The sequence below is a fragment of the Flavobacterium sinopsychrotolerans genome (genome assembly GCF_900110375.1).
GTDB lineage: Bacteria > Bacteroidota > Bacteroidia > Flavobacteriales > Flavobacteriaceae > Flavobacterium > Flavobacterium sinopsychrotolerans.
Genome location: NZ_FODN01000003.1, coordinates 160488 through 184594, shown reverse-complemented (window position 1 = coordinate 184594; position 24107 = coordinate 160488). Strand labels below are relative to the sequence as shown.

Here is a 24107-nt window from a genome sequence, read left to right as displayed (position 1 = left end):
TTAAGTAAGCATTCCTCCACAAACATTCATAACCTGTCCGGTTACATATGCGCTCATATCCGAAGCAAAGAAAAGACATACATTAGCAACATCTTCAGTCGTTCCGCCACGTTTCAAGGGAATTCCGTCTCTCCACCCTTTCACAACATCTTCGTTCAATTTAGCCGTCATTTCCGTTTCTATAAAACCCGGAGCAATTACATTACAACGAATGTTACGAGATCCTAATTCTAATGCTACTGATTTAGAAAAACCAATAACTCCCGCTTTAGAAGCAGCATAATTCGTTTGTCCAGCATTTCCTTTTACTCCCACAACAGAACTCATATTGATAATTGAACCAGAACGTTGCTTCAAGAACGTACGTTGAATGGCTTTAGTCATATTAAAAACCGATTTCAAATTAACATCAATTACTTGATCAAAATCGCCTTCAGACATACGCATCAAAAGATTGTCTTTGGTAATTCCGGCATTGTTTATTAGAATATCAACTGTTCCAAATTCAGCCAAAACCGCGTCTACAAGAGTTTGCGCTTCATTAAAATCCGCAGCATTCGATTGGTATCCTTTGGCTTTAATTCCAAGAGCATTCAATTCATTTTCAAGAGCCAAAGCAGATTCTACTGATGAACTATAAGTAAAGGCTACATTTGCACCATGTTTTGCAAAAACTTCAGCAATTCCTTTTCCAATTCCTCGACTCGCACCAGTAATTATGGCAACTTTTCCTTCTAGTAATTTCATATTCAAAAATTAGTTTAAATTTTATTTGGAGCTATTCCTGCTATTCGCTTCAATCTTTTATGACCGCTATCGCTTACATAAAAGGATTTTCACTGCTATCAGGGCTATCTTACACTCGTCAAATATATAATAATTCCCTTTTTAAAAAAAATTCAAAAGCAATAACAGTCAAAATTCAACTCTTAAATTTTAAAGAAACGCTTTGTCCATTTATCCCAGAACGAACTGTAAATAGCCACTAATGTAAAAACTAGTAAAAATAAATGATACCATGCATTACTAATTAAGTCAAAGAAATCTAATTTTCCGTTAGCGTAGCTCAATATAAGCAATACTTGAGCGCCATAAGGTAAAATCCCTTGAATTATACACGAAAAAATATCCAGAATTGCAGCCGTTTTTTTAGGATTTAATTCGTACTCATCATTAATTTCTTTAGCAATCGGTCCGGTAATTACAATAGAAACCGTGTTGTTGGCGATAGCTAAATTTGCAAAACCTACTATAGCGCCAATTCCCGCTTGAGCCGATTTTTTACTTTTAATTCTTTTTTTAATTTGAACTAATAAATAGGTTATTCCACCCGCTTTATCTACCATGGCAGCTAAACCTCCAGTTAGCATTGACAATAAGAAAATATCAGTCATACTGGTAAAGCCTTCATATATTTTTTGAGTGAATTCCATTAGCGTAAACGAACCACTAAAGTATCCAATAATACCAGCTAATAATGTACCGATTAGCAATGTTGAAAATACATTAACACCCACGACTGCCAATACGATTACTAAAATGTAAGGTACAATTGCTATCCAAGAAAAATCGTTTTTTGCAATAGCAACGGTCACAATATCCGAGTTTAAACCAAGATAGAAGAAAACCAGAATAGTCAAAACTGCAGCTGGAAAAGCAATAAACAAGTTAATTTTGAATTTGTCTTTTAGATCACATCCTAATGATTGCGTTGAAGCGATGGTCGTATCAGAAATCATGGAAAGATTGTCTCCCAACATAGAACCGCCTAATAAAGCGCCAGATATCAGCGGTAATGAAGCACCACTTTTATCAGCTAATGCGACAGCGATTGGACCAATCGCTACAATTGCACCTACTGAAGTTCCTGTAGCAGTTGATAAAAAAGAAGCAATCAAGAAAATACCTAACGGAAAGTAAGCAACGTCGATAGTATTTATTCCAAGATTCACCACAGCGTCAACTCCGCCCATCGCTTTACTTACCACTGCGAACGCTCCCGCTAGCAAGTAAATTAAACACATGGTCATGATTTTACTTTCGCCACAACCTGCGATTAGTGTAGCAACTTTATCCTCAGTTGAGGATTTGAATAATAAAAAAGCGGCGATTATACCAACTAAAACAGCTACTGGAGATGGGAAAGCATAAAAATCATTCAAAATAATTCCCGCTCCCAAAAAAGTAAAAATAAAAACAAATAAAGGAATTAAGGCAAAGGCATTTCCTTTTTCTTTAGAAAATAAAGTCATAAAAATAATTTTAAATTAAAAATTATGACGAAAAACAAAGCTAAATATGGGAATGTAAACAACATTTTTTCCAAAGGATTTGGCTTATCGTTTTAGCACCTTGCTTGTTGTTGCAGGTTGCTATCCTATTGAAGGATTCGTGATAAAGGGTGCAAAAGTAATTAATTATTTATGAAATATTTTGAATTTCATTCAAAAAAATAATAAAACAAAAAAAGCGCCACATAAAAATGTGACGCAATTATAAGTAAGATATTGAAAAACAGTTGTTAACTTTTAGAAAGCTACATTCCATTTTGGCAATCTTCCATTTTCGTCAAGAAAGTTTTGTAAAACTTGTCCTTCTACGAATGTTGGAATCACTTTAGTTTCATCATTGAATGTTTCATACCAAACTACTTCTAGCGTGCTGATATTTTCAATTTTCATTTGTGCTGGCCAAGAATATTTTCTTCCTGTTTTTGCAAATTGGTGTCCTTCAACGATTTTATCGTTCAAACCACCATTTTTAATTTTCAAAGTTCCATTATTTTGAACAGTTCCAGTAGAACCAACCATAATTAGTTCTTTTTCATCACCTACTGAATACACTAAAAATACTCCAGAACCTTCTGATGCGTTGCAAACTTCTGCTAAACTATCTTCTGTAGTGAATGAAAACTGATTGGTAACTTTGAAATTTTTTAACTCTTTGTACATATTATTTTATTTTAATTTGAACTGGCTTCGACAAAAAAATACCCCACAAAATCGTGAGGTCCATTAGAAACCATTCGTTTATGTTTGTTCTTATTACAATTGAATCTGTAAAAACAGAAATATTTAATAAAGTGCAAAGATATTTCTTTAATTCAATTAATAATAAAAAAGCCCCACAAATTGTGAGGCTTCTAGAAATATTTAATTAGAGTTTAGATTAACCTAAAACTTCTTTTACTTTTTTACCAATTTCAGCTGGAGAATCTACTACGTGAATTCCACATTCTCTCATGATTTGTTTCTTAGCTTCAGCAGTATCATCAGAACCTCCAACGATTGCACCAGCATGCCCCATTGTACGTCCTGGAGGAGCAGTAACTCCTGCAATGAAACCTACAACTGGTTTACGGTTACCATCAGCTTTAATCCAATGAGCAGCATCAGCTTCTAATTGTCCACCAATTTCACCTATCATTACGATACATTCTGTTTCTGGGTCATTCATCAATAATTCGACCGCTTCTTTTGTAGTAGTCCCAATGATCGGGTCTCCACCAATACCAATTGCAGTAGTGATTCCTAATCCTTGTTTTACAACTTGGTCAGCTGCTTCATACGTTAATGTTCCAGATTTAGAAACAATACCAACAGTTCCTTTTTTGAAAACAAAACCTGGCATAATACCAACTTTAGCTTCACCCGGAGTAATAATTCCAGGACAGTTTGGACCGATTAATCTTGCGTTTCTTTCTTTAACATAACTATTTGCTTTTATCATGTCAGCAACAGGAATTCCTTCAGTAATTGCAATAATTACTTTTATTCCAGCATCTGCAGCTTCCATAATTGCATCTGCAGCAAAAGCCGGCGGTACAAAAATGATAGTTGTATCAGCACCCGCTTGTTCAACAGCATCTTTTACAGTATTAAAAACTGGTCTATCTAAGTGAGTAGTCCCACCTTTTCCTGGAGTTACACCACCAACAACATTAGTACCGTACTCAATCATTTGAGAAGCATGGAAAGTTCCTTCGCTTCCTGTAAAACCTTGAACAATTATTTTGGAATCTTTATTAACTAAAACACTCATGATATATTTTTTATGTAGTTTTTAAAATGGTTATGCAAAAGTATAAAATAGTAAGCACTAATCAATCTTCGGCATTCAGTTTTTTGACACTAAATTATGATAATTGACTCATTTGATACCCTCGAAATAATTTATTGTCTTTTATTTGCCAAATAACAATAAAATGTGCTAGCAACATCTCTTCTCTTGGATTCTCAATCGTTTTCACAAAATGAGAATAGCGAACTGAAATCAAATCATTTTCAGAAATAATATGACTTATACGAACTTTAGAACGTACATACGCCTTGCTCAAATCATTGGATAAACTTACCAAAGAATCATAATTCAATTGAACTAATCCTTTGCTACTGTTCCATTCAACGATAACTTCAGGATGCAAAAAATCTTTTATGACTTCGCTATCAATGAGAGCATCTGATTTGTAAAATTGCTGAACGATTTCTTTAGCAGACATATTACTTTAGTTTATTAAGAATTTCTGGTATCTTCTTGATATTAGCCAGTTGTTTCAATTTTTCTCTTGATTCTTCTATTGGAGTACCAAAATAGGATTTCCCACCTTCAACAGATTTTGTGACACCAGTTTGTCCCAGAATAACTGCCTTAGCTCCTATTGTTATTCCGCTGGTCGTTCCTACTTGTCCCCAAATAGTAACTTCGTCTTCAATAATCACACAGCCTGCAATTCCAGTTTGGGAAGCAATTAAACATTTTTTGCCAATAACGGTGTCATGACCTACATGCACTTGATTGTCAATTTTTGTACCTTCACCAATAGTGGTATCACCAGTAACTCCTTTATCAATTGTACAAAGCGCTCCTATTCCCACATTATCTTTAATTACCACTCTTCCGCCGGAAAGTAGTTGATCATATCCTTCAGGTCGTTTCTTATAATAAAATGCATCCGCACCCAGAATGGTTCCGGCATGAATGATTACATTATCTCCAATTACGGTATAATCATAAATGGAAACATTAGAATGAATCAAGCAATTCTTCCCAATAACAACATGATTTCCAATAAATGTATTAGGCTGTATTACAGTACCTTCACCTATCGAAGCTGAAGTAGCTATTGAAACATTAGAGAACTGAAATGGCTTGAAATAATTTGTTAATTTATTGAAATCTCTAAAAGGATCTTCAGAAATCAGCAACGCTTTTCCATCAGGACAAGCTACATTTTTATTGATTAAAACAATCGTAGCTGCAGAATTTAATGCCTTGTCATAATATTTTGGATGATCTACAAAAACAATATCTCCAGATTCAACAACGTGAATTTCATTCATTCCAGTCACTGGAAAATCTTTATCACCAACATATTCACAGCCGATAATACTCGCAATTTCTTCTAAAGTATAAACTTTTTGGAATTTCATAAATTTAATGTTCGGTTTCAATATTCAGTATTCAGCTCATTTTCAAACTGAATACTGAAAACTGTAATCTACTCTTTTACACGTTCCATGTAAGAACCTGATGTCGTATCAATTTTAATTTTATCCCCTTCGTTTATAAACAAAGGGACATTTACAGTTGCACCCGTTTCAACAGTTGCTGATTTAGTTGCATTTGTAGCTGTATTTCCTTTGATTCCAGGCTCCGCATAAGTAACTTCAAGAATAACTGAAGCTGGCATATCTACGGAAAGAGGTAAATCAGTCTCTGTATTGATACTTACCATTACGTTTTCACCTTCTTTCAATAAATCCGGGGAATCAAGAATGTTTTTGTTTAAGGTAATTTGTTCGAAAGTTTCTGTATTCATAAAATGAAAATCATCACCTTCTGGATATAAAAACTGAAATTTATGATTTTCTACTCTAACTTCTTCGATTTTATGACCTGCAGAAAAAGTATTGTCCAATACTTTTCCGTTAGTCAAACTTCTAAGTTTTGTTCTAACAAAAGCAGGACCTTTTCCTGGTTTTACGTGAAGAAATTCAATGATTTTATAAATATCGTTGTTGTATTTAATACACAATCCGTTTTTAATATCTGATGTAGATGCCATTATATTGTTTATTTTTTATTACTATTTTTATTTTTTAGTTACTGAAATTACTTTATCTTTAGTAGTTCCCAGAATATCCTTTCATTACTCCTCTTGATGAATTTCTGATAAAATCAATAATTTCGTCTCTTTCAGGCGTTGCTTCCATTTCTGCTTCAATAATCCCCAAAGCTTGAGTAACGTTATAATTTTTTTGATATAAAATTCTATAAATATCTTGAATTTCCCTGATTTTTTCAGATGTAAAACCTCTTCTTCTCAATCCTACCGAGTTGATTCCAACATACGATAAAGGTTCTTTTGCTGCTTTTGTATATGGTGGAACATCTTTTCTAAGTAAAGAACCTCCTGAAATCATGGCATGGTCTCCAACACTGATAAATTGATGTACAGCTGACAATCCTCCAACAATAGCATAATTACCAATAGTCACATGTCCTCCCAAAAGAACACCATTAACAATAATAGCATTATTTCCTACGTGACAATCATGAGCAATGTGTGCTGTTGCCATAATTAAACAGTTATCACCAATCACAGTTTGTCCCGAAGCGATTGTGCCTCTATTGATGGTTACACATTCTCTAATGGTACAATTGTCTCCAATAATCACAAGTGAATCTTCTCCGCCAAACTTTAAATCTTGTGGAACTGCTGAGATAACCGCTCCTGGGAATATATTACAATTTTTTCCAATTCTTGCACCTTCCATAATCGTAACATTGGATCCTATCCAAGTACCGTCTCCAATAACAACATTGTTATGAATAGTTGTAAACGGCTCAATTACAACGTTTTTGGCGATTTTAGCACCTGGATGAACATAGGCTAGTGGTTGATTCATCAGCTATTTTTTATTTTTATATTTTATCAGAATAAAACCAGAATTTTATCTTTTTCAAATGATAAATTCTGGTTTTTAATCTGAATCTATTGTTTTTTTGCAATTTGCGCCATTAATTCCGCTTCAGCAACTAGTTTACCATTTGCATAAGCATTTGCTTGCATGTGACAAATCCCTCTTCTGATTGGCGTTATTAAATCACATTTAAAAATTAAGGTGTCACCAGGCAATACTTTATGTTTGAATTTGACATTATCAATTTTCATAAAATAAGTCAAATAATTTTCTGGATCAGGAACAGTACTTAATACTAGAATTCCTCCTGTTTGTGCCATTGCTTCTACTATCAAAACTCCCGGCATAACTGGTGCTTCTGGAAAATGACCAACAAAGAAATTTTCGTTCATCGTTACATTTTTCATTCCTACCACATGCGTTTCTGACATTTCAATAATCCTGTCAATCAACAAAAATGGTGGTCTATGAGGCAGAACCGCCATGATTTTATGAATATCCATTAATGGTTCTTGGTTCAAATCATAAACAGGAACATAATTTCTTTGTTCTATTTTTATGATTTTTGCCATTTTTTTTGCAAACTGCGTATTCACAAAATGCCCCGGTTTATTGGCAATTACTTTACCCTGAATTCTTGTTCCAATCAAAGCTAAATCACCTACCACATCCAGTAGTTTGTGTCTTGCAGCTTCATTTGGATAATGCAAGGTGAGATTATCTAAAATACCATTAGGTTTAACTGTCAATTCATCTTTTCCAAATGCAATTTTTAAATTTTCCATAGTAGATTCAGATATTTCCTTATCTACATAAACAATTGCATTATTTAAATCACCACCTTTTATCAAACCGTTTTCTAACAACGATTCTAATTCGTGTAAAAAGCTGAAGGTTCTAGACTCTGATATTTCAGTTTTAAAATCAGCAATACTTTTCATGTTTGCATTTTGAGTTCCTAAAATTTTAGTTCCAAAATCAACCATTGCAGTTACACAATAATGATCGCTTGGCATTACTAAAATTTCGCTTCCTGATGCTTCGTCAGTAAAAGAAATTACTTCTTTAACTACATACACTTTTCTTTTTGCATTTTGTTCTTCGATTTCCGCTTTTTCCAGAGCTTGAACAAAATACTTAGAGGAACCATCCATTATAGGTAATTCCGAAGCATTTAGTTCTATGATAACATTATCTAAATCGCAACCAATCAATGCCGCCAAAACATGTTCCGGCGTTTGAATTTTCACCCCAAGCTTTTCTAAATTGGTACCTCTTTGTGTATTTACAACATAATTTGCATCAGCTTCAACAATAGGTTGCCCCTCCAGATCTACTCGAACAAAAGTAAAACCATTATTGACTGGAGCAGGTTTAAAAGTCATTTTCACTTCTTTACCTGTGTGTAATCCAACTCCAGTTAGTGAGATTTCTGTTTTGATGGTCTTCTGTTTAACCATTTTTTCCATTTTTTTGGTTTAATATTTCTTTTTTTAATTCTTCAATTTCCGCAACAATTTTTGGTAAATTCTTAAAATGAACATACGATTTACTAAAATTATTGTAACCAAAGGCAGGACTTCCTTGCAAGATCTCATTATCTTTTATATTCCTTCCCACACCTGATTGCGCTTGAATTCGGACATTATTACCAATTGTCAAATGCCCTGAAATCCCAACCTGACCGCCAATCATTCCGTTTTTTCCAATTTTTGTAGAACCTGCAACACCCGTTTGGGCAGCAATAACGGTATTCTCTCCAATCTCAACATTATGAGCTATCTGAATTTGATTGTCAAGCTTTACTCCTTTTCTAATAATTGTAGACCCCATTGTAGCTCTGTCAACTGTAGTACAAGAACCAATATCTACATTATCTTCAATGACTACGTTTCCTATTTGTGGAATTTTAGTGAATGTTCCGTCTGGATTTGGTGCAAAACCAAAACCATCTGCACCTATTATTGCTCCAGAATGAATGGTACAATTATTCCCAATTATAGTTTCCGAATAGATTTTTGCGCCAGCGAATAATACCACATTATCCCCTATTACCACATTATCTCCAACGAAACAATTAGGATATATTTTTACATTTTCACCCAAAACAACATTCTGCCCCACATAACTAAAACTACCAAGATATAAATTATCTCCGTATTTCACACTTTGAGAGAGAAAAGAAGGTTGCTCTATTCCACTTTTATTCAATTTAACCTGATTGTAAAATTCCAATAATTTAGAAAATGCCGCATAGGCATCTTGTACTTTTATCAGTGTAGTGGTTAATTTTAATTCCGGGACAAAAGTATCATTAACAATTGTTACTGAGGCTTTTGTAGTATATATATAGTTCAGGTATTTAGGATTGGATAGAAAAGTAAGTGATCCCTCAGCACCGTCTTCGATTTTTGATAATCTGAAAACTTCAGCCATGGGATTCCCAACAACTTCTCCTTCTAAAATCCCTGCTATTTGTTCTGCTGTAAATTTCATCGCGACAAAAATATAAAAAAATAGATTTTAAATGGTGTTTTTATAACAGTTGTTTTGGGAAACAGATATAATACTTAGTTACCAATTTAGATAATGATTTCAAATTCAATTGGTCAGAGGCATCTACAACATCTTCAATTGTTTTATCTTTATTCAAAATCCGTATCGGCTCGGCTTCTTTACTATATGCCTGATTTTTTATTTTTCCTTTAAATATAAAGTAATTAGTTTCCAATAAACTAATATTATGCTCTAATGCAAATCGTTCTTTCAAAGGCTGTAATTCTTCTACTGTAACTTTTTCGCTGGTTAATTTTATTTTTAATAAATCTCTATTAACTATCATTTTACTCAGTGAAGACAATATAAAATCATCTTGTTTTTGCCAAGATTTTAAAGCGCTTATAATGTCAAAATCATCTAATTGTGCAAAAAGATCTAATGTTGATGTGTCAAAAGTATCTATAGTAACTTTATTCTCCATAAAAAAAGAGAGCGGTGCACTACATGGCAAATGAACGCCTTTTTGGGTTAATTCCTTTGCTCGTTTTAAGATTTTTGTCAAAATAAGTTCCGCTACCAAACTGGTTTTATGCAAATAAACCTGCCAATACATTAAGCGTCTTGACATCAAGAACTTCTCAACGGAATAAATCCCTTTTTCCTCAATAACCAAAACATCATCCACTACATTCATCATTTGAATTAACCGCTCTGAATTGACATTTCCTTCTGAAACTCCGGAATAAAAACTATCCCGTTTCAAATAATCCATTCGATCCATATCCAATTGGCTGGAAATAAGCTGGAGCATAAATTTTCGGTCATATTCTCCCTTAAAAACCTGAATTGCTAAAGTCAGTTGCCCCTTAAATTCTACATTCAATTGGTTCATAAACAATAACGAAATGGCTTCATGGTGCACATCCTCAACAATACTTCTTTCCATGGCATGCGAAAAAGGGCCATGACCAATATCGTGTAATAAAATAGCAATATATAAGGCATTTTCTTCCTCCTGAGATATAAGAATTCCTTTGAATCGCAAAGCATCGACGGCTTTTTGCATTAAATGCATACAACCTAACGCATGATGAAAACGGGTATGATTGGCTCCAGGATATACTAAATATGATAATCCCATTTGTGAAATACGTCGCAGGCGCTGAAAATAGGGATGCTGAATTAAATCATAAATTAAGGCATTGGGGATGGTAATAAACCCATAAATGGGATCATTGAATATTTTTAGCTTATTGATTTGACTCACTATAACTTTATTTTTTGGTCAACAAATATATGCAAATTAGATTGCATAAAATAGCGGCTTGTTTTTTTCATTAGCATTGCTATTTTTTTACAAACTAACTTTCAAACTAAAAAAAATGAAATTGATGACGAAACATCAGACTTTTATTCTAAAGGAGCAAAACCAAGAGAAACAGTTTGTTAAATAAATTAACATAAATTTAAGTTCGTTTAGTTCGGTAAATTACGAACTAAATTTACTTTTGCAAAAAAAATCATGGCTGCAATACAAAAAGAGAGAGAAGAACTTATCGAGATGTTCGGAATTCATTTTGAGTTATTATATAATTTACCGCCACTAGGTTCAAGGATTCTTGGATTACTAATAATAGATGGTTGCAAGACCGGATTAACATTTGAAGAGATAGTCGAAAAAATGGGTGCCAGTAAAAGCTCCATTTCAACCAACTTGAATCTGCTTCTAAAAATGGACAAAATAAATTATTATACTTTATGCGGTGATCGCAAAAAATATTTTAAGCCCTCTCCATTCAGTGAAAGACTTTCTAATTATATCAAAATCCTTGATTTTGAAAAAAAAATTATAGACAAATTAATTACCTACAGAGAGCAAACTATTTCTTGTACAGAAGAACAATGCAATATGGAAAATGTAAAAGCCTATAAAGCCCATGTTTGCGAAGTAGAGGAACTTTTGATCAAAACGATTGACAAATTCAAAGAAATAGAAAGAAAAAACACCTAAATATAAATCCAAAACCCAATTATAAAAATGAAAAAACTTTCAATATTTTCAATATTTGCTTTGCTAATCTTAGCATCATGTGGCAAAAAAGAAGAACAGCAAATGCCGGCCCAAGCAGCAGTCCCATTTCCGGTTCAAACCGTTACTTTACAAGATGCAGTTGTGTATCAAGAATATACAGCCAACCTTGAAGGACAACAAAATGTAGAAATTCGTCCAAAAGTGAATGGATTTATCCAAAAAATCTATGTTGATGAAGGGCAGCTTGTGAGAAAAGGACAATTGCTTTTCAAATTAGAAACACAAACTTTAAACCAGGACGCTTCTGCCGCAAAAGCAATGGTGAAAGCCGCTCAGGTTGAAGTAGACCGATTAAAACCTTTGGTAGACCGAAAAATCATCAGTAATGTTCAACTGGAAACTGCTAAAGCTAAATTAGTTCAAGCCAGAAGTGCTTACGGAAGTATTGCTGCAAATATTGGCTTTGGGACTATCGTTTCTCCCGTTAACGGCGTTATCGGAAGTTTGCCTTTTCGTGAAGGAAGTTTAGTGAATTCAGCCAGCGAAATGCCTTTGACAACGGTTTCTGATACCAAGATTGTACGCGCTTATTTTTCAATGAATGAAAAGCAATTGTTATTTTTCAACAAGACTTTCAAAGGTGCTACAACAGCTGAAAAGCTAAAATCTGTTCCAGAAGTTTCCTTGTTATTAGTAGATAATTCTGAATACGATCAAAAAGGAAAAATCGCAACAATGAACGGTTTGGTAAATCCAGAAACCGGAACAACACAATTCAGAGCAGAATTCAAAAACCCTGAAAGTATTCTAAGAAGTGGTAGCAGCGGGATTATCCGTTTACCAATTGTTCAAAAAGAAGTAATTCTGGTTCCACAAAATGCCGTTTTTGAAGTACAAGGAAAACAAATGATTTTTGTTGTGGGTCAAGGAAATAAGGTGAAATCCAGAATTATTACTACAAACGGAAGTGCCGATTTGAATTTTATTGTGACAGAAGGTCTTGCAGAAGGTGATGTTGTGGTAATCGAAGGCGCATCAAAATTAAAAGATGATGTTGCAATTGTTCCTCAACAAACAAAAAATGAAATTCAACTAACAGCAACTCCAGCTAAATAATAATTCACAAGATGCTAAAAACTTTTATTGAAAGACCCGTTCTTTCGACAGTAATTTCGATTCTAATAACCATTTTGGGGGTTTTAGGATTGATGTCATTACCCATTGAACAATACCCCGAAATCGCGCCTCCAACGGTTCAGGTCAGTGCTACGTATACCGGAGCAAATGCAGAAACTGTTTTGAATAGTGTCGTGATTCCATTGGAAGAAGAAATCAATGGTGTAGAAGGAATGACCTATATGACTTCCTCTGCAGCAAATGATGGTTCTGCTAAAATCTCTGTTTATTTTGAACTGGGTGTTGACCCGGATATTGCTGCGGTAAACGTTCAAAATAGAGTATCCCGTGCTACCAGTAAATTGCCTCAAGCGGTGGTACAAACTGGGGTTACAACCCTGAAAAGTCAAACGAGTGCCTTGATGTTCTTTGCTTTATATTCCAATAACAAAGACTTTGATGAGACTTATATTCAGAATTACGCCAAAATAAATTTGGTTCCAAAATTACAACGTGTAAAAGGTGTTGGACAAGTAAATGTTTTTGGTGCCAAAGATTATTCGATGCGAATTTGGATTGATCCTGCAAAAATGGCTTCGTATAATGTTTCTCCAAAAGAAATTCAAGCCGCTTTACTGGAACAAAATGTTGAAGCAGCGCCAGGGAAATTTGGTGAAAATGCCGAAGGAGTTTATGAATATGTAATCAAATATAAAGGACGACTTTCTGAAATTACGGATTACGAAAACATTGTTATAAAAGCTACTGGAAACGGGAATTTCCTTCACTTGAAAGATGTTGCCACTGTTGAATTAGGCGGTTTCAATTATGGAACCAAGAATATCGCAATGGGAAAACAAGGAGTTGCTGTAGGTGTGTTCCAGACTTCGGGTTCGAATGCCCAAGATATTATTGAAGAAGTAATGACCATCTTGGAAGATACAAAACCAGACTTCCCAAAAGGAGTTGATTATGTAATTCCATTTAATAGTAAAACATTTTTGGATGCTTCTATCGATAAAGTAATCACCACATTAATAGAAGCTTTTATTCTGGTATTTATTGTAGTGTATATCTTTTTACAAGATTTCCGTTCTACGTTAATTCCTGCGATTGCAGTTCCGGTAGCTATTGTTGGTACCTTTTTCTTCCTGCAATTGTTTGGATTCTCCATTAATATGTTGACTTTGTTTGCTATGATTCTAGCAATTGGAATTGTCGTCGATGATGCAATTGTCGTCGTCGAGGCGGTGCACGCCAAACTGGATGAAGGAGCAAAATCAGGAAAAGAAGCAACCCTTTCAGCGATGAGCGAAATTACGGGTGCGATTATTTCAATCACAATGGTAATGGCGGCAGTATTTATTCCGGTGTCATTCTTGAGCGGACCTTCAGGAGTATTTTACCAACAGTTTGCGATTACTTTAGCGATTGCAATTTTGATTTCTGCAATTAATGCTTTGACGCTGAGTCCTGCATTATGTGCCTTGTTTTTAAAACCACATAAAGATTCTGATCATCATAATGCCAATTTGAAAGATCGATTTTTCTTGGCTTTCAATACCAGTTTTGATCGAATGAATAACAGATATGTTAAGTCTTTAGGATTCTTGGCACGAAAAAAATGGATTACTGTTGTTGCTTTAATTGTATTTTCAGGAATCACTTTCATATTATTCCAAACTACGCCTTCTGGATTTATTCCAAATGAAGACCGTGGAATTATCATGGCCGATTTAACACTTCCTCCCGGAACAACATTGGAGAAAACCCAAAAAGCAGTAAAAGAATTGGATACTATTTTAGGTTCAATGGATATTGTGGAAGCTAGAATGAGTGTAGTAGGATTCAGTTTATTGAATAGTGTAAATGGAGGTTCTTATGCCTTTACGGTAATCAAACTAAAAGACTGGAAATACCGTAAGGAAGCCAATCAATCTGTGGATGCAGTGGTGAAAGAACTGTTTGGAAGAACCGCTCATTTCAAAGATGCAAGAGCATTATTTTTTACGCCTCCAAGTGTTCAAGGTTTTGGTTCAGCCGATGGTTTCGAATTAAAAATCCAAGATAAAGGTGATGATGACTGGGCTACAGTGAGTAAAGTGAGTAATGAATTTTTAGGCGAATTAATGAAAAGACCCGAAATTCAGTATGCGCAGACCAATTTTAATGCCGCTTTCCCACAATTCCAAATGGATATTAATGTAGAAAGAGCCAAAGATGCGGGAGTAACTGTTTCTGACATTTTCAATACGATGCAAGGTTATTATGGTGGATTGTACACCACAGATTTTAATAAATTTGGTAAACAATACCGTGTGATGATTCAGGCAAAACCGTCTGATAGAGCGACCGAAGCTTCCATTAATAACATTTATGTAAAAAATGCGGCTGGTCAACAAGTAGCAATTAGCCAATTTATAGATTTAAAAAGAATCTACGGCCCTGAAGCTGTTGCCCGATTCAACATGTTGAAAGCGGTAAACGTAAACGGAAAAGCAAATCCGGGTTACAGTACTGGAGATGCTATAAAAGCCATTCAAGAAGTTGCCGAAAAGCATTTGCCAAAGACGTACAGCTATGAATTTTCCGGAATGACTCGTGAGGAGATTTTAGCTGGAAGCCAAGCGATTGGCGTGTTCTTATTAAGTTTAATATTTGTTTATTTCTTATTGAGTGCGCAATATGAAAGTTATTTAGTGCCATTGTCAGTATTGCTTTCACTACCTGTAGGTATTGCCGGAGCGATTGGTTTCGTGAAATTAGCCGGATTGGAAAACAACATTTATTTCCAAGTCGCCTTGATTATGCTTATAGGACTATTAGCGAAAAATGCGATTCTGATTGTTGAGTTTGCCATCCAGCGACGCCGACAAGGAATGGATATTGCACAAGCTGCAATTGAAGGTGCAAAAGCGCGTTTACGTCCTATTTTGATGACTTCTCTTGCCTTCATATTTGGTCTATTGCCTTTGGCTTTGGCTTCTGGAGTTGGAGCTGTTGGTAACCGTTCCATCGGTATGGGAGCTGTTGGCGGAATGTTAGTTGGAACCATTTTAGGAGTATTTGTAATCCCAATTTTGTTTATCATCTTCCAAGGATTACAGGAGAGAATTACTGGAAAACCATTCGGAGAAAAAGAATCTGATGTTATACTTTTAAACGAAGAAAATGAAGAATAATTTAAATAAAATAGCAGTACTTGTTGTAACGGCAACGGTAATGCAATCGTGCTTTGTAGCCAAAGATTACAAACGACCGGAATTAAAAACAGAAAATTTATATCGAAACGAAATCGTTTCAACCGATACCACTTCATTTGCTAATGTTGCTTGGGACAATGTTTTTACGGATCCGCTTTTGCAGGGATATATAAAGAAAGGGTTAGAAAATAATCTGGATATCAAAATTGCCATGCAAAATATTGCAGCGGCAGAAGCAACCATGAAGCAAGGAAAAGCGGGGTACTTCCCTACTCTTTCTGCAGGAGCCGATTGGACGCACCAAGAACTTTCCAAAAACAGCCAATTTGGTGCTTTGTTGCAAGACAGAAGCACCGATCAATATCAATTGACAGGAAGTCTTTCTTGGGAAGCTGATATTTGGGGAAAAATAAGAAGCAACAAGCGTGCTGCAAATGCCACTTATCTTCAAACAACAGCTGCAAACCAAGCGGTAAAAACACAATTGATAGCTAACATTGCTGCGACGTATTATCAATTGCTTTCTGTTGATGCGCAAATAAAATTAGCGGAGAAAACATTGGTTAACAGAAACCAGAGTATCGAAACTATTATAGCATTAAAAGATGCCGGTAATGTAACGGAAGTTGGCGTAAAGCAAACTGAAGCACAGAAATATGCTACCGAAATTATCATCGCTGATTTAAAGAATAGCATCATCATTCTTGAAAATACAATGAGTATTCTTATGGGTGAAGGTTCTGCTAAAATTGAAAGAAGCACTTTTGAGTCACAATCGATGCAACCCACAATTACGCTTGGTGTTCCTGCAACTTTGCTACGAAACAGACCTGACGTGATTGCAGCTGAATACAACTTGATTTCAAATTTTGAACAGACTAATGTTGCCAAAAGTAATTTTTATCCAACACTGAAACTTACTGCTTCCGGTGGGCTCCAGAGTATTGATTTGAAAGAATGGTTTAGTGCCAATTCGATTTTTGCAAATGTAATTACGGGATTGACGCAACCTATTTTCAATCAAAGACAAATTAAAACAAGGTTTGAAATTGCAAAAGCCAATCAGGAAAAAGCCTATCTTCAATTTGAGCAGTCGTTATTGACCGCTGGAAAAGAAGTTTCGGATGCTTTGGCACAATACAATAATGAGACGTACAAACTTACCGTTAGAGAAAAACAAGTCGATGCGTTGAATAAAGCCACTGATTATTCGGATGAATTATTGACGTACGGTTTAGCCAATTATTTAGAAGTCTTGACTGTAAAAGACAATGCTTTGAATGCCGAACTAAGCTTGATAGACAATAAATTCCAACAATATAAAGCGATAATTCAATTGTACAGAGCCCTTGGAGGTGGCTGGCAATAATGAGATTGCTTGACTAAATATTATTGATTCCTGTTTGTTCAAAACCACTGCTTATTGTACCGGCAGTGGTTTTGTCTTTTAAATTACAATTGTATTGAATGGTATTAGTAACGTTCTCAGTGAAAAATTACGTTATAAAAAAACACAAAACCAAAGCAAATAAGCGTCAGAAATACAAATCCAAAGAACATACTTTTTTCGGACTCAATTACTGGTTTGTTGTCTTTGTATAAACTCATTACCACACCGTTTAGTCCATAACCCAAAATAAATTTACACGCTACTTCTTGATCATTTTCAATCATTTTAAAATGGTGTGTTGCTCCGGTTATCGAATTTTTCTCCGAAACTACTTTTCCGTTTAGTACGATAGTTTCTCTTCCGATAAAAGAATTAAAAACTTCAATTTTATTGTCTCCAAGATTGATTGTGGTAAATTTCATAGTGCAGTTTTTGTTGAATTTTATTAATCGGTTGCTAAAATAGCGTAACCGTAATTATCGGACCAGCCGGATGACAATGGCAATAATTTTCGGGTGTGAGCTTCTCTGGTCATTCCTGTTTTTTCTAAAACATGTATGGAACCAACATTCCCAACAGCACAACCCGCTTCAATCCGATGCAGATTCAGTTCATTGAAACCAAAACGTAGAATTTCTTTCAAAGATTCTGTAGCGTACCCTTTGTTCCAATGGTCTTTGTGGAATTTAAACCAAACTTCAGCATTTTTATATTTCAATTTCCCTAAATTGATTCCAATTAATCCAATAATTTGGTTTCCGGTATTTAATTCGATCGCAAAAGTAAAATGGGTCGTAAGGTCTTTATTGTTTTCAAAAATCCACTTTTCTAAAACCTGTTTTGTTTCTTCAATATTTTCCGGAATTCCTAACGTATTGAACTCATCGGTTTCTTTCAAAGAATGTAATTCGTGAATATAATCCAAATCCAATAGCGTGATTGGTCTTAGTATTAATCGTGCTGTTTTGAGAATTAGGGTGTTCATTTTTTGTTTTTATAATACTAAAACAACTTATATATTCTGTGAATAGGAATCATCACACCTTGCTTTAAAATAACATTTTTGTCTGTAACAGCCCAAACCGTAGTATCCACAACTTTTTTGGATTCGCTGTCTTCAAAGAATATTTTAATTTTTGAATGCTCTAAATTACCCAATGATAAGGCCCTGTTGATTTCACCTGTTCTAGTTTTTATTTCTTCAACGTCGTTTAGAACATCTGTTTTTGGAAACTTAAGAAGCGCAATATCCTCTTTATCAATGATTTTGAAATCTTCTGTCATAATAGTAAAAATTGAATTAATAATAAATTGCAGTATTGTAGCTAATCAAAAAGTTAACTCGTTTTATTCGCCATAATACTACATACAAAAATAAAATCTCCACGGTTTGTTACTGCCAATTTTATATTAATTTTTCTCGGTTTAACGTCTTATTTTCTTAATGTTGTCAGGGTTATCATGGCAAAAAGTAAAACCCGAACTTCATTAATTCCTATTTTTTAGATGCTCAAAAAATTTACTGTTTTTTTTACTAAGTAATTCTTAAAGAAATTAATTTACTGTAGTTAAAAAACCAGAATTTCAAGAATGCCATTTATTGCTTTTAACGTAATAAATAACAGCTTTTTAGAAATGCTGAAACAATTAATTGAACTATCGTTTTTTGATGATTTTGTCGTTTTCAAAAGTCTCCTGATATTCTATTTGGTCGTTTCTGTCATACCGAATAAAAGAACCATTTTTGGTGCTGTTTTTGAAATTTCCAATTTGCCAAAGCTGTCCGGTTTCCCGATAAAAGATCCACTCGCCTTCCATTAGTCCATTGATAAAAGTACCTTTTGCCTTCACTTTTCCGTTTTTGAAAAAATAAGTCAATTGATCTCCAACCAACTCATGGGCGATTTGTCCGTTTACGTAGTGTTTTTTGTCTAACATTTTATTTTTAGTTGAAAATTAAACCAAATCCAAATGATAACATGAATCCAATAATTACGAATGTTGACTTTTTGATTTCGTATTATTTTAAGTTCTTATTCACGCTAATTTGTAATTAATAATTCCTGTCAGAATTGATAATTAAAAGAATTATTCATTCGAATATTTAGGAACGCTACTTTTTACTTTTCAGTTGCCATCGGATACAAAATTCTCAAAGCGTTAAAAATAGCTTGATGCGTTATCGTGGCGTGGTCTTCCTGTGGCAAATAGTCAAAATTTACTGTTACCGTTTTAGATTTTGAACTTTTTAACTTTTCTGTTAATAGATTTCCATCTACTTCCATAACATGCGGAATCTCACTTGGTGCAAGTCCTTCTTTGCCAACTCCTATGTAAATATCAATTTTTTTATTAAAATTTTCTTGATAAATAACTGAATTTTGACGCAACAAAGAGCCATTATCCCACCACAAACTTGGACTTATGATGATGTATTTATTGAATAAATTGGGTTTCTGAAGTAAAATTTCGGTAGCCAAAAGTCCGCCTAATGATTGTCCAATAATGGTTTTTGAATCGTTTGTTTTGTATTTCTTTTCAATATAAGGTTGTAATTCCTTTTCTAAAAATGAAATGAAATTTGCCGATTTCCCCGCAGTTGCATATCTTTTTTGGTCTGCTTCGATGGTAGTTTGATATGTAAAATCTCTTTTGCGATCCACATTTGCAATTCCGACAACAATTGATTTTGGAACTCTATTAATCCACGAAAAACTGTTGAATTGAAAAAGCCCAACAACGTGAATAAAATCTTCATCAGCGGAACCATCTAGTAAATAGATTACGGGATAGGTGATAGTATCATTTTGTTGATATCCTTCGGGTAAATAAATGTTTAGTATTCTTTTTTCGGATAATACTTTTGACTGTATTTCTTCGATGCTTCCCAGAACAAAAGGTTTACTGTTCTCTTTTGGCTTATTATTTTGAGAACTTGAAGATGTAGCAAAAAAGAGCAGTATTAAAATCAATATTGGTTTCATCATTTTGTTTCTCATCGAATATTTTTAAAAATGAATGTGTGTGACATTGTTATATATTGTTTGATTTTGTTTGCTTTCATGAGCTGGACGTGAGAGCTAGCAGAAGTTGTAACAAGTACTTATTTTTCTTCTAATATAGTTTTTATTCTTTTGTATAATTCATTTGAAAGATTTCGGTAACCTTCATCATTTGGTAAATACTTTAATACCCGATGGTGACCTAAATCAGAAGGAACATCACTTAAAGATTGTGCAATCGGAATTACGGTTTTCCCTAAAGTATGAGCTATTCCAGTTTCATACATTACGTTTGGATTTCTGTCACTAAAATCAACAATTATTATTCTTGCACAATAAATCAAATCAAATATATCTTGAATAAAAGTTGAATTTTCCCAAATATCATCTGCCCTTAAACATTCCAAATTCATATGGTCTGTAACCCTTTTTATAGCATCATAAGTTCCTCGAAAGGCAGGATTGAATGGCATCATAACCGAAATTAACTTGTTATTAATCTCTTTTTGAGGAACTTTAAATACCGAAGGAGCAAAAGTTATGGTTTTTACAACTTCAGTTTCTTTAATGGATGTAGATATAAATTCTCCGCTCAACAAAGCGACATTAGATTGTCCGTCAAATTTTTGCTTCAATATTAAACCAGAACTTTTAATTGCTTTATTTACGTCTTCAATAGCTTTTAGATGATTTAATTTTTCATCAAATAAGAAGTAATCAGGATTTACAAGTAGTATAATAACCCTTATTAAATCTCTGCTGGGTAATTTTTCTTGACTATCATTTTTTTCATTTAATTCTTCTAATGTTTCTTGAACCCAAGCTGACCTTGTTGAGCCATCGTGAACATATTCTAAATCTAAATCAAAGAAAAATTTTGTTAGTTGTGATGATGAACGATATGGGAAATGATCAAAAGGAATATTTCCGCATATCATTTCTGCTAATCTTTTTATTGCTGGTTTTCCTAATTTCATTTTTTTTTAATTGGTTCTTGATTCGTTTTTTTTTTGAGTTGCCAATAACTTATTTACAAGTTTGATAAACATCTATCATTATTTCTTACGAAAATATAAAATAAAAACTACAAATAATATAATCCAAGTTAGTTTCCAGAAACCTCCCGTTCCCAAACGTAATTGTAAACCCCAATCATTCTTTCAACTGCGTGAGGGATGGAAGCGGCATCCTTTCCTTTTTTCTTTAAAAAAGGAAAGATACAGCGTATAGCCCGACCCGGACGGAGTTTACGGAGGATGGGGCACGCCCAAAAGCAAACATAAAACAAAACGAAAGTGAATTGTACTTTTATAAAATGCAGCGTAAGTGTGTTAAAAAATTATCATAATATTAGCAGGTAGCCGTTACAAAAAAATGTAATTTGGCACTTTAATTTAGTACGTTAGAACTCTTGTTGATACAATTATGGATAAAATAAAAATACTTTGGGTTGATGATGAAATCGACCTTTTGAAACCACATATACTATTTCTGGAAAAGAAAAATTACGAGGTAACAACCTGTAACAATGGGCTTGATGCCATTGGGATTTTTGAGGAAAATAATTTTGATATTGTTTTCTTGGATGAAAATATGCCCGGAATGAGCGGCTTGGAAACCTTGTCAGAAATGAAGGAGAAAAAATCTTCGGTTCCTATGATTATGATTACGAAAAGTGAGGAAGAATACATTATGGAGGAAGCCATAGGTTCTAAAATTGCTGATTATTTAATCAAACCTGTGAATCCGAATCAGATTTTGTTGAGTTTGAAGAAAAATCTGGATCATTCCCGATTGATTTCGCAAAAAACTACGCTAGATTATCAGAAGGAATTTAGAAAAATCACCATGGAAATGGCGATGGTAAATTCTTATGAAGACTGGATTGAGTTGTACAAGAAATTGATTTTTTGGGAACTGGAATTGGAGAATATCGATGATCAAAGCATGATTGAAATTTTGGAATCCCAGAAAACAGAAGCCAATTCGCAATTTGGAAAATTCATTGAGCGTAATTACGAGGATTGGTTTGCACCAAAAGCCGATAAGCCAGTTCAATCACACACCTTATTCAAAGAATTAGTACTTCCTGAACTCAAGAAAAAAGACAAGCCCATTTTGTTTGTCGTGATTGACAACCTGCGTTACGACCAATGGAAAACTTTTGAAAGTGTAGTGGGAAATTACTACAAGCTGGAAAAAGAAGTGCCTTACTACTCTATTCTTCCTACGGCGACGCAATATGCAAGAAACGCCATTTTCTCTGGTTTAACGCCACTGGAAATGGAGAAACAGTTTCCGCAATACTGGAAAAATGACCCTGAAGAAGGCGGAAAAAACCTTTTTGAAGCAGAATTTTTGACGGCGCAATTGAAACGATTGGGCTTGAATATCAAGGAAGATTATTTTAAAATTACCAGTCTTGCCGGCGGAAAAAAATTATCCGAAAGCTTCAAAGCCTTAAAAGATAATGATTTAGTGACCGTGGTTTACAACTTTGTAGATATGCTTTCACATGCTAAAACGGAGATGGATGTGGTAAAAGAACTGGCCTCAGATGATAAAGCGTATCGCTCGCTGACGTTGAGTTGGTTTAAGAATTCCCCTCTTTTAGAAATCATTCAACAGGCCCAAAAAATGGGTTTCAAATTGATTTTGACTACCGATCATGGGACGATAAATGTAAAAAATCCATCGAAAGTGGTGGGTGACAAAAACACCAGTTTGAATTTACGTTACAAAACCGGACGCAGTTTGACATACGAACACAAAGATGTTTATGCCGTGAAAGAACCAAAAAATATTGGTTTGCCTACCATAAATATGAGCAGTTCTTATATTTTTGCAAAAAATGATTTATTCTTGGCGTATGTCAACAATTACAATCATTATGTGAGTTATTACAAAAATACGTATCAGCACGGTGGAATTTCATTGGAAGAAATGATTATTCCGTTTTTAGTTTTTAACCCGAAATAAAAAAGTAGTCAGTCTCAGTTTTCAGTGTACGGCAAGAACCTTAAACTTTAAACTTTAAACAATTTTATAAGAATGAATATCATTTTTTCTATTGACCAACTCGAAGAAGTGGCGCAACAAATTATTGCCAATAACCCTAAAAAAGTGATTCTTTTTCATGGAGAAATGGGCGTTGGAAAAACAACGTTGATCAAGCAATTATGTAAAACACTTGGCGTAACCGGAGCAACGAGCAGTCCAACTTTTTCTTTAGTTAATGAATACGAAGCTAATGACAATCAGCTGGTTTATCATTTTGATTTTTACAGATTAAACAAAGAGGAAGAGGCTTTAGATATGGGAATTGATGATTATTTGTATTCCGGTAATTGGTGCTTTATAGAATGGGCAGAGAAGATTCCAAATTTGATTCCCGAAGTTCATTCGGTTATTACTATTTCGCTACTTGCTGATGGAAAACGTTCTTTAACCTTAAGTTAAAAGTAATTATGAATGTAGACAATTCTGTAGCAATTATACCTTTTTCTCCGACATACAAAGAAGCTATAAAAACATTAAATCTGGAATGGTTGCAAAAACATTTTAGGGTTGAACCCAAAGATGAAATCGTACTTTCGGATCCGCAAGGTCAGATAATAGACAAAGGGGGAATGATTTTTTATGCGAAATATAAAGATGAAATTGTAGGAACAGTTTCCTTAATAAAAATTGACGATACGACTTTCGAACTGAGTAAAATGGCAGTTACACATGGTGTACAAGGATTAGGAATTGGCAAGAAACTAATGTTGCATTGTCTTGCTGTTGCCGAAGCAAAAGGAATGGAGAAACTGATTTTATATTCGAACCGGAAATTACTGTCGGCTATTCATTTGTATGAAAAATTTGGTTTCGTAGAAGTGCCATTGGAAGATGGCGTTTATGAACGAGCCGATATAAAAATGGAAAGAATCATTCACTGAG

Annotated in this window: 24 protein-coding genes and 1 riboswitch; of the genes, 7 read left to right on the top strand and 17 right to left on the bottom strand. The window is 34.3% G+C overall.

The genetic code is table 11. The features are described 5' to 3' along the window. The 11 genes from fabG to BMX64_RS07700 all read right to left on the bottom strand — a co-directional run bounded on the left by fabG (position 1) and on the right by BMX64_RS07700 (position 10689). Positions 1-747 carry a 3-oxoacyl-[acyl-carrier-protein] reductase gene (fabG, locus tag BMX64_RS07750; protein WP_091169642.1) on the bottom strand — a complete coding sequence of 249 codons (747 nt, stop codon included), beginning with the start codon at positions 745-747 and terminating at the stop codon, positions 1-3. 182 nt (positions 748-929) lie between these two features. Beyond that, positions 930-2252 carry a Na+/H+ antiporter NhaC family protein gene (locus BMX64_RS07745; protein ID WP_091169639.1) on the bottom strand — a complete coding sequence of 441 codons (1323 nt, stop codon included), beginning with the start codon at positions 2250-2252 and terminating at the stop codon, positions 930-932. A 54-nt stretch (positions 2253-2306) separates the two neighbouring features. Next, a riboswitch (SAM-I-IV-variant riboswitch) is annotated at positions 2307-2403 on the bottom strand. 125 nt (positions 2404-2528) lie between these two features. Then, a complete protein-coding gene (locus BMX64_RS07740; RefSeq protein ID WP_091169635.1) occupies positions 2529-2951 on the bottom strand; it encodes a hypothetical protein in 423 nt (140 codons plus the stop codon). Between the two features lie 217 nt (positions 2952-3168). After that, positions 3169-4041: a succinate--CoA ligase subunit alpha gene (sucD, locus tag BMX64_RS07735; RefSeq protein WP_035672307.1), complete on the bottom strand. Its 873-nt coding sequence runs from the start codon at positions 4039-4041 to the stop codon at positions 3169-3171. A 94-nt stretch (positions 4042-4135) separates the two neighbouring features. Continuing rightward, complete coding sequence (locus BMX64_RS07730; protein WP_091169631.1) at positions 4136-4498, bottom strand: hypothetical protein; 363 nt, start codon at positions 4496-4498, stop codon at positions 4136-4138. Position 4499: 1 nt separating this feature from the next. Then, entirely contained in the window at positions 4500-5429 is a 930-nt protein-coding gene (locus BMX64_RS07725) for a UDP-3-O-(3-hydroxymyristoyl)glucosamine N-acyltransferase (RefSeq protein WP_091170164.1), read from the bottom strand. A gap of 68 nt (positions 5430-5497) precedes the next feature. Beyond that, positions 5498-6064 (bottom strand): elongation factor P, encoded by a 567-nt coding sequence (efp, locus tag BMX64_RS07720; RefSeq protein ID WP_039108160.1) that lies wholly within the window; start codon positions 6062-6064, stop codon positions 5498-5500. 58 nt (positions 6065-6122) lie between these two features. Next, a complete protein-coding gene (lpxA, locus tag BMX64_RS07715) occupies positions 6123-6908 on the bottom strand; it encodes an acyl-ACP--UDP-N-acetylglucosamine O-acyltransferase (RefSeq protein ID WP_073351284.1) in 786 nt (261 codons plus the stop codon). A gap of 86 nt (positions 6909-6994) precedes the next feature. Next, positions 6995-8383 (bottom strand): bifunctional UDP-3-O-[3-hydroxymyristoyl] N-acetylglucosamine deacetylase/3-hydroxyacyl-ACP dehydratase, encoded by a 1389-nt coding sequence (locus BMX64_RS07710; protein ID WP_091170160.1) that lies wholly within the window; start codon positions 8381-8383, stop codon positions 6995-6997. Next, complete coding sequence (lpxD, locus tag BMX64_RS07705; RefSeq protein WP_091169628.1) at positions 8376-9419, bottom strand: UDP-3-O-(3-hydroxymyristoyl)glucosamine N-acyltransferase; 1044 nt, start codon at positions 9417-9419, stop codon at positions 8376-8378. The genes BMX64_RS07710 and lpxD overlap by 8 nt, the downstream gene beginning before the upstream one ends. 40 nt (positions 9420-9459) lie before the next feature. After that, positions 9460-10689 carry an HD domain-containing protein gene (locus BMX64_RS07700; RefSeq protein ID WP_091169626.1) on the bottom strand — a complete coding sequence of 410 codons (1230 nt, stop codon included), beginning with the start codon at positions 10687-10689 and terminating at the stop codon, positions 9460-9462. Positions 10690-10944: 255 nt separating this feature from the next. Between BMX64_RS07700 and BMX64_RS07695 the strand changes: the two genes are divergently transcribed. Genes BMX64_RS07695 through BMX64_RS07680 form a run of 4 tightly spaced genes read left to right on the top strand, consistent with a single transcriptional unit; the run spans position 10945 to position 17142 of the window. Beyond that, a complete protein-coding gene (locus BMX64_RS07695) occupies positions 10945-11433 on the top strand; it encodes a GbsR/MarR family transcriptional regulator (protein WP_091169622.1) in 489 nt (162 codons plus the stop codon). A gap of 27 nt (positions 11434-11460) precedes the next feature. Beyond that, positions 11461-12570 (top strand): efflux RND transporter periplasmic adaptor subunit, encoded by a 1110-nt coding sequence (locus tag BMX64_RS07690; protein ID WP_091169618.1) that lies wholly within the window; start codon positions 11461-11463, stop codon positions 12568-12570. An 11-nt stretch (positions 12571-12581) separates the two neighbouring features. Beyond that, on the top strand, positions 12582-15752 hold the full coding sequence (locus tag BMX64_RS07685; RefSeq protein ID WP_091169614.1) for an efflux RND transporter permease subunit: 3171 nt from the start codon (positions 12582-12584) through the stop codon (positions 15750-15752). Next, positions 15742-17142: an efflux transporter outer membrane subunit gene (locus tag BMX64_RS07680; protein ID WP_091169610.1), complete on the top strand. Its 1401-nt coding sequence runs from the start codon at positions 15742-15744 to the stop codon at positions 17140-17142. The genes BMX64_RS07685 and BMX64_RS07680 overlap by 11 nt, the downstream gene beginning before the upstream one ends. Before the next feature lie 116 nt (positions 17143-17258). On the opposite strand, the gene BMX64_RS07675 is transcribed toward BMX64_RS07680, so the two are convergent. The 6 genes from BMX64_RS07675 to BMX64_RS07650 all read right to left on the bottom strand — a co-directional run bounded on the left by BMX64_RS07675 (position 17259) and on the right by BMX64_RS07650 (position 21142). Next, positions 17259-17585: a hypothetical protein gene (locus BMX64_RS07675; protein ID WP_091169606.1), complete on the bottom strand. Its 327-nt coding sequence runs from the start codon at positions 17583-17585 to the stop codon at positions 17259-17261. Positions 17586-17608: 23 nt separating this feature from the next. Beyond that, positions 17609-18148, bottom strand: coding sequence for a GNAT family N-acetyltransferase (locus tag BMX64_RS07670; protein ID WP_091169601.1), 540 nt, complete (start codon positions 18146-18148; stop codon positions 17609-17611). A 17-nt stretch (positions 18149-18165) separates the two neighbouring features. After that, a complete protein-coding gene (locus tag BMX64_RS07665) occupies positions 18166-18447 on the bottom strand; it encodes a hypothetical protein (protein ID WP_091169597.1) in 282 nt (93 codons plus the stop codon). A gap of 372 nt (positions 18448-18819) precedes the next feature. Next, positions 18820-19101, bottom strand: coding sequence for a toxin-antitoxin system YwqK family antitoxin (locus BMX64_RS15695; RefSeq protein WP_091169594.1), 282 nt, complete (start codon positions 19099-19101; stop codon positions 18820-18822). A gap of 182 nt (positions 19102-19283) precedes the next feature. Next, positions 19284-20162 (bottom strand): alpha/beta hydrolase, encoded by an 879-nt coding sequence (locus BMX64_RS07655; RefSeq protein WP_244273268.1) that lies wholly within the window; start codon positions 20160-20162, stop codon positions 19284-19286. 104 nt (positions 20163-20266) lie between these two features. Further along, a complete protein-coding gene (locus BMX64_RS07650) occupies positions 20267-21142 on the bottom strand; it encodes a hypothetical protein (RefSeq protein ID WP_091169590.1) in 876 nt (291 codons plus the stop codon). A gap of 448 nt (positions 21143-21590) precedes the next feature. Between BMX64_RS07650 and porX the strand changes: the two genes are divergently transcribed. From porX to BMX64_RS07635, 3 genes are all read left to right on the top strand, one after another. Next, positions 21591-23144 (top strand): T9SS response regulator signal transducer PorX, encoded by a 1554-nt coding sequence (gene porX / locus BMX64_RS07645; protein ID WP_091169587.1) that lies wholly within the window; start codon positions 21591-21593, stop codon positions 23142-23144. 72 nt (positions 23145-23216) lie between these two features. Beyond that, positions 23217-23624 carry a tRNA (adenosine(37)-N6)-threonylcarbamoyltransferase complex ATPase subunit type 1 TsaE gene (gene tsaE, locus BMX64_RS07640; protein ID WP_091169584.1) on the top strand — a complete coding sequence of 136 codons (408 nt, stop codon included), beginning with the start codon at positions 23217-23219 and terminating at the stop codon, positions 23622-23624. An 8-nt stretch (positions 23625-23632) separates the two neighbouring features. Continuing rightward, entirely contained in the window at positions 23633-24106 is a 474-nt protein-coding gene (locus BMX64_RS07635; protein ID WP_091169581.1) for a GNAT family N-acetyltransferase, read from the top strand. The last annotated feature ends 1 nt before the right edge of the window (position 24107 follow it).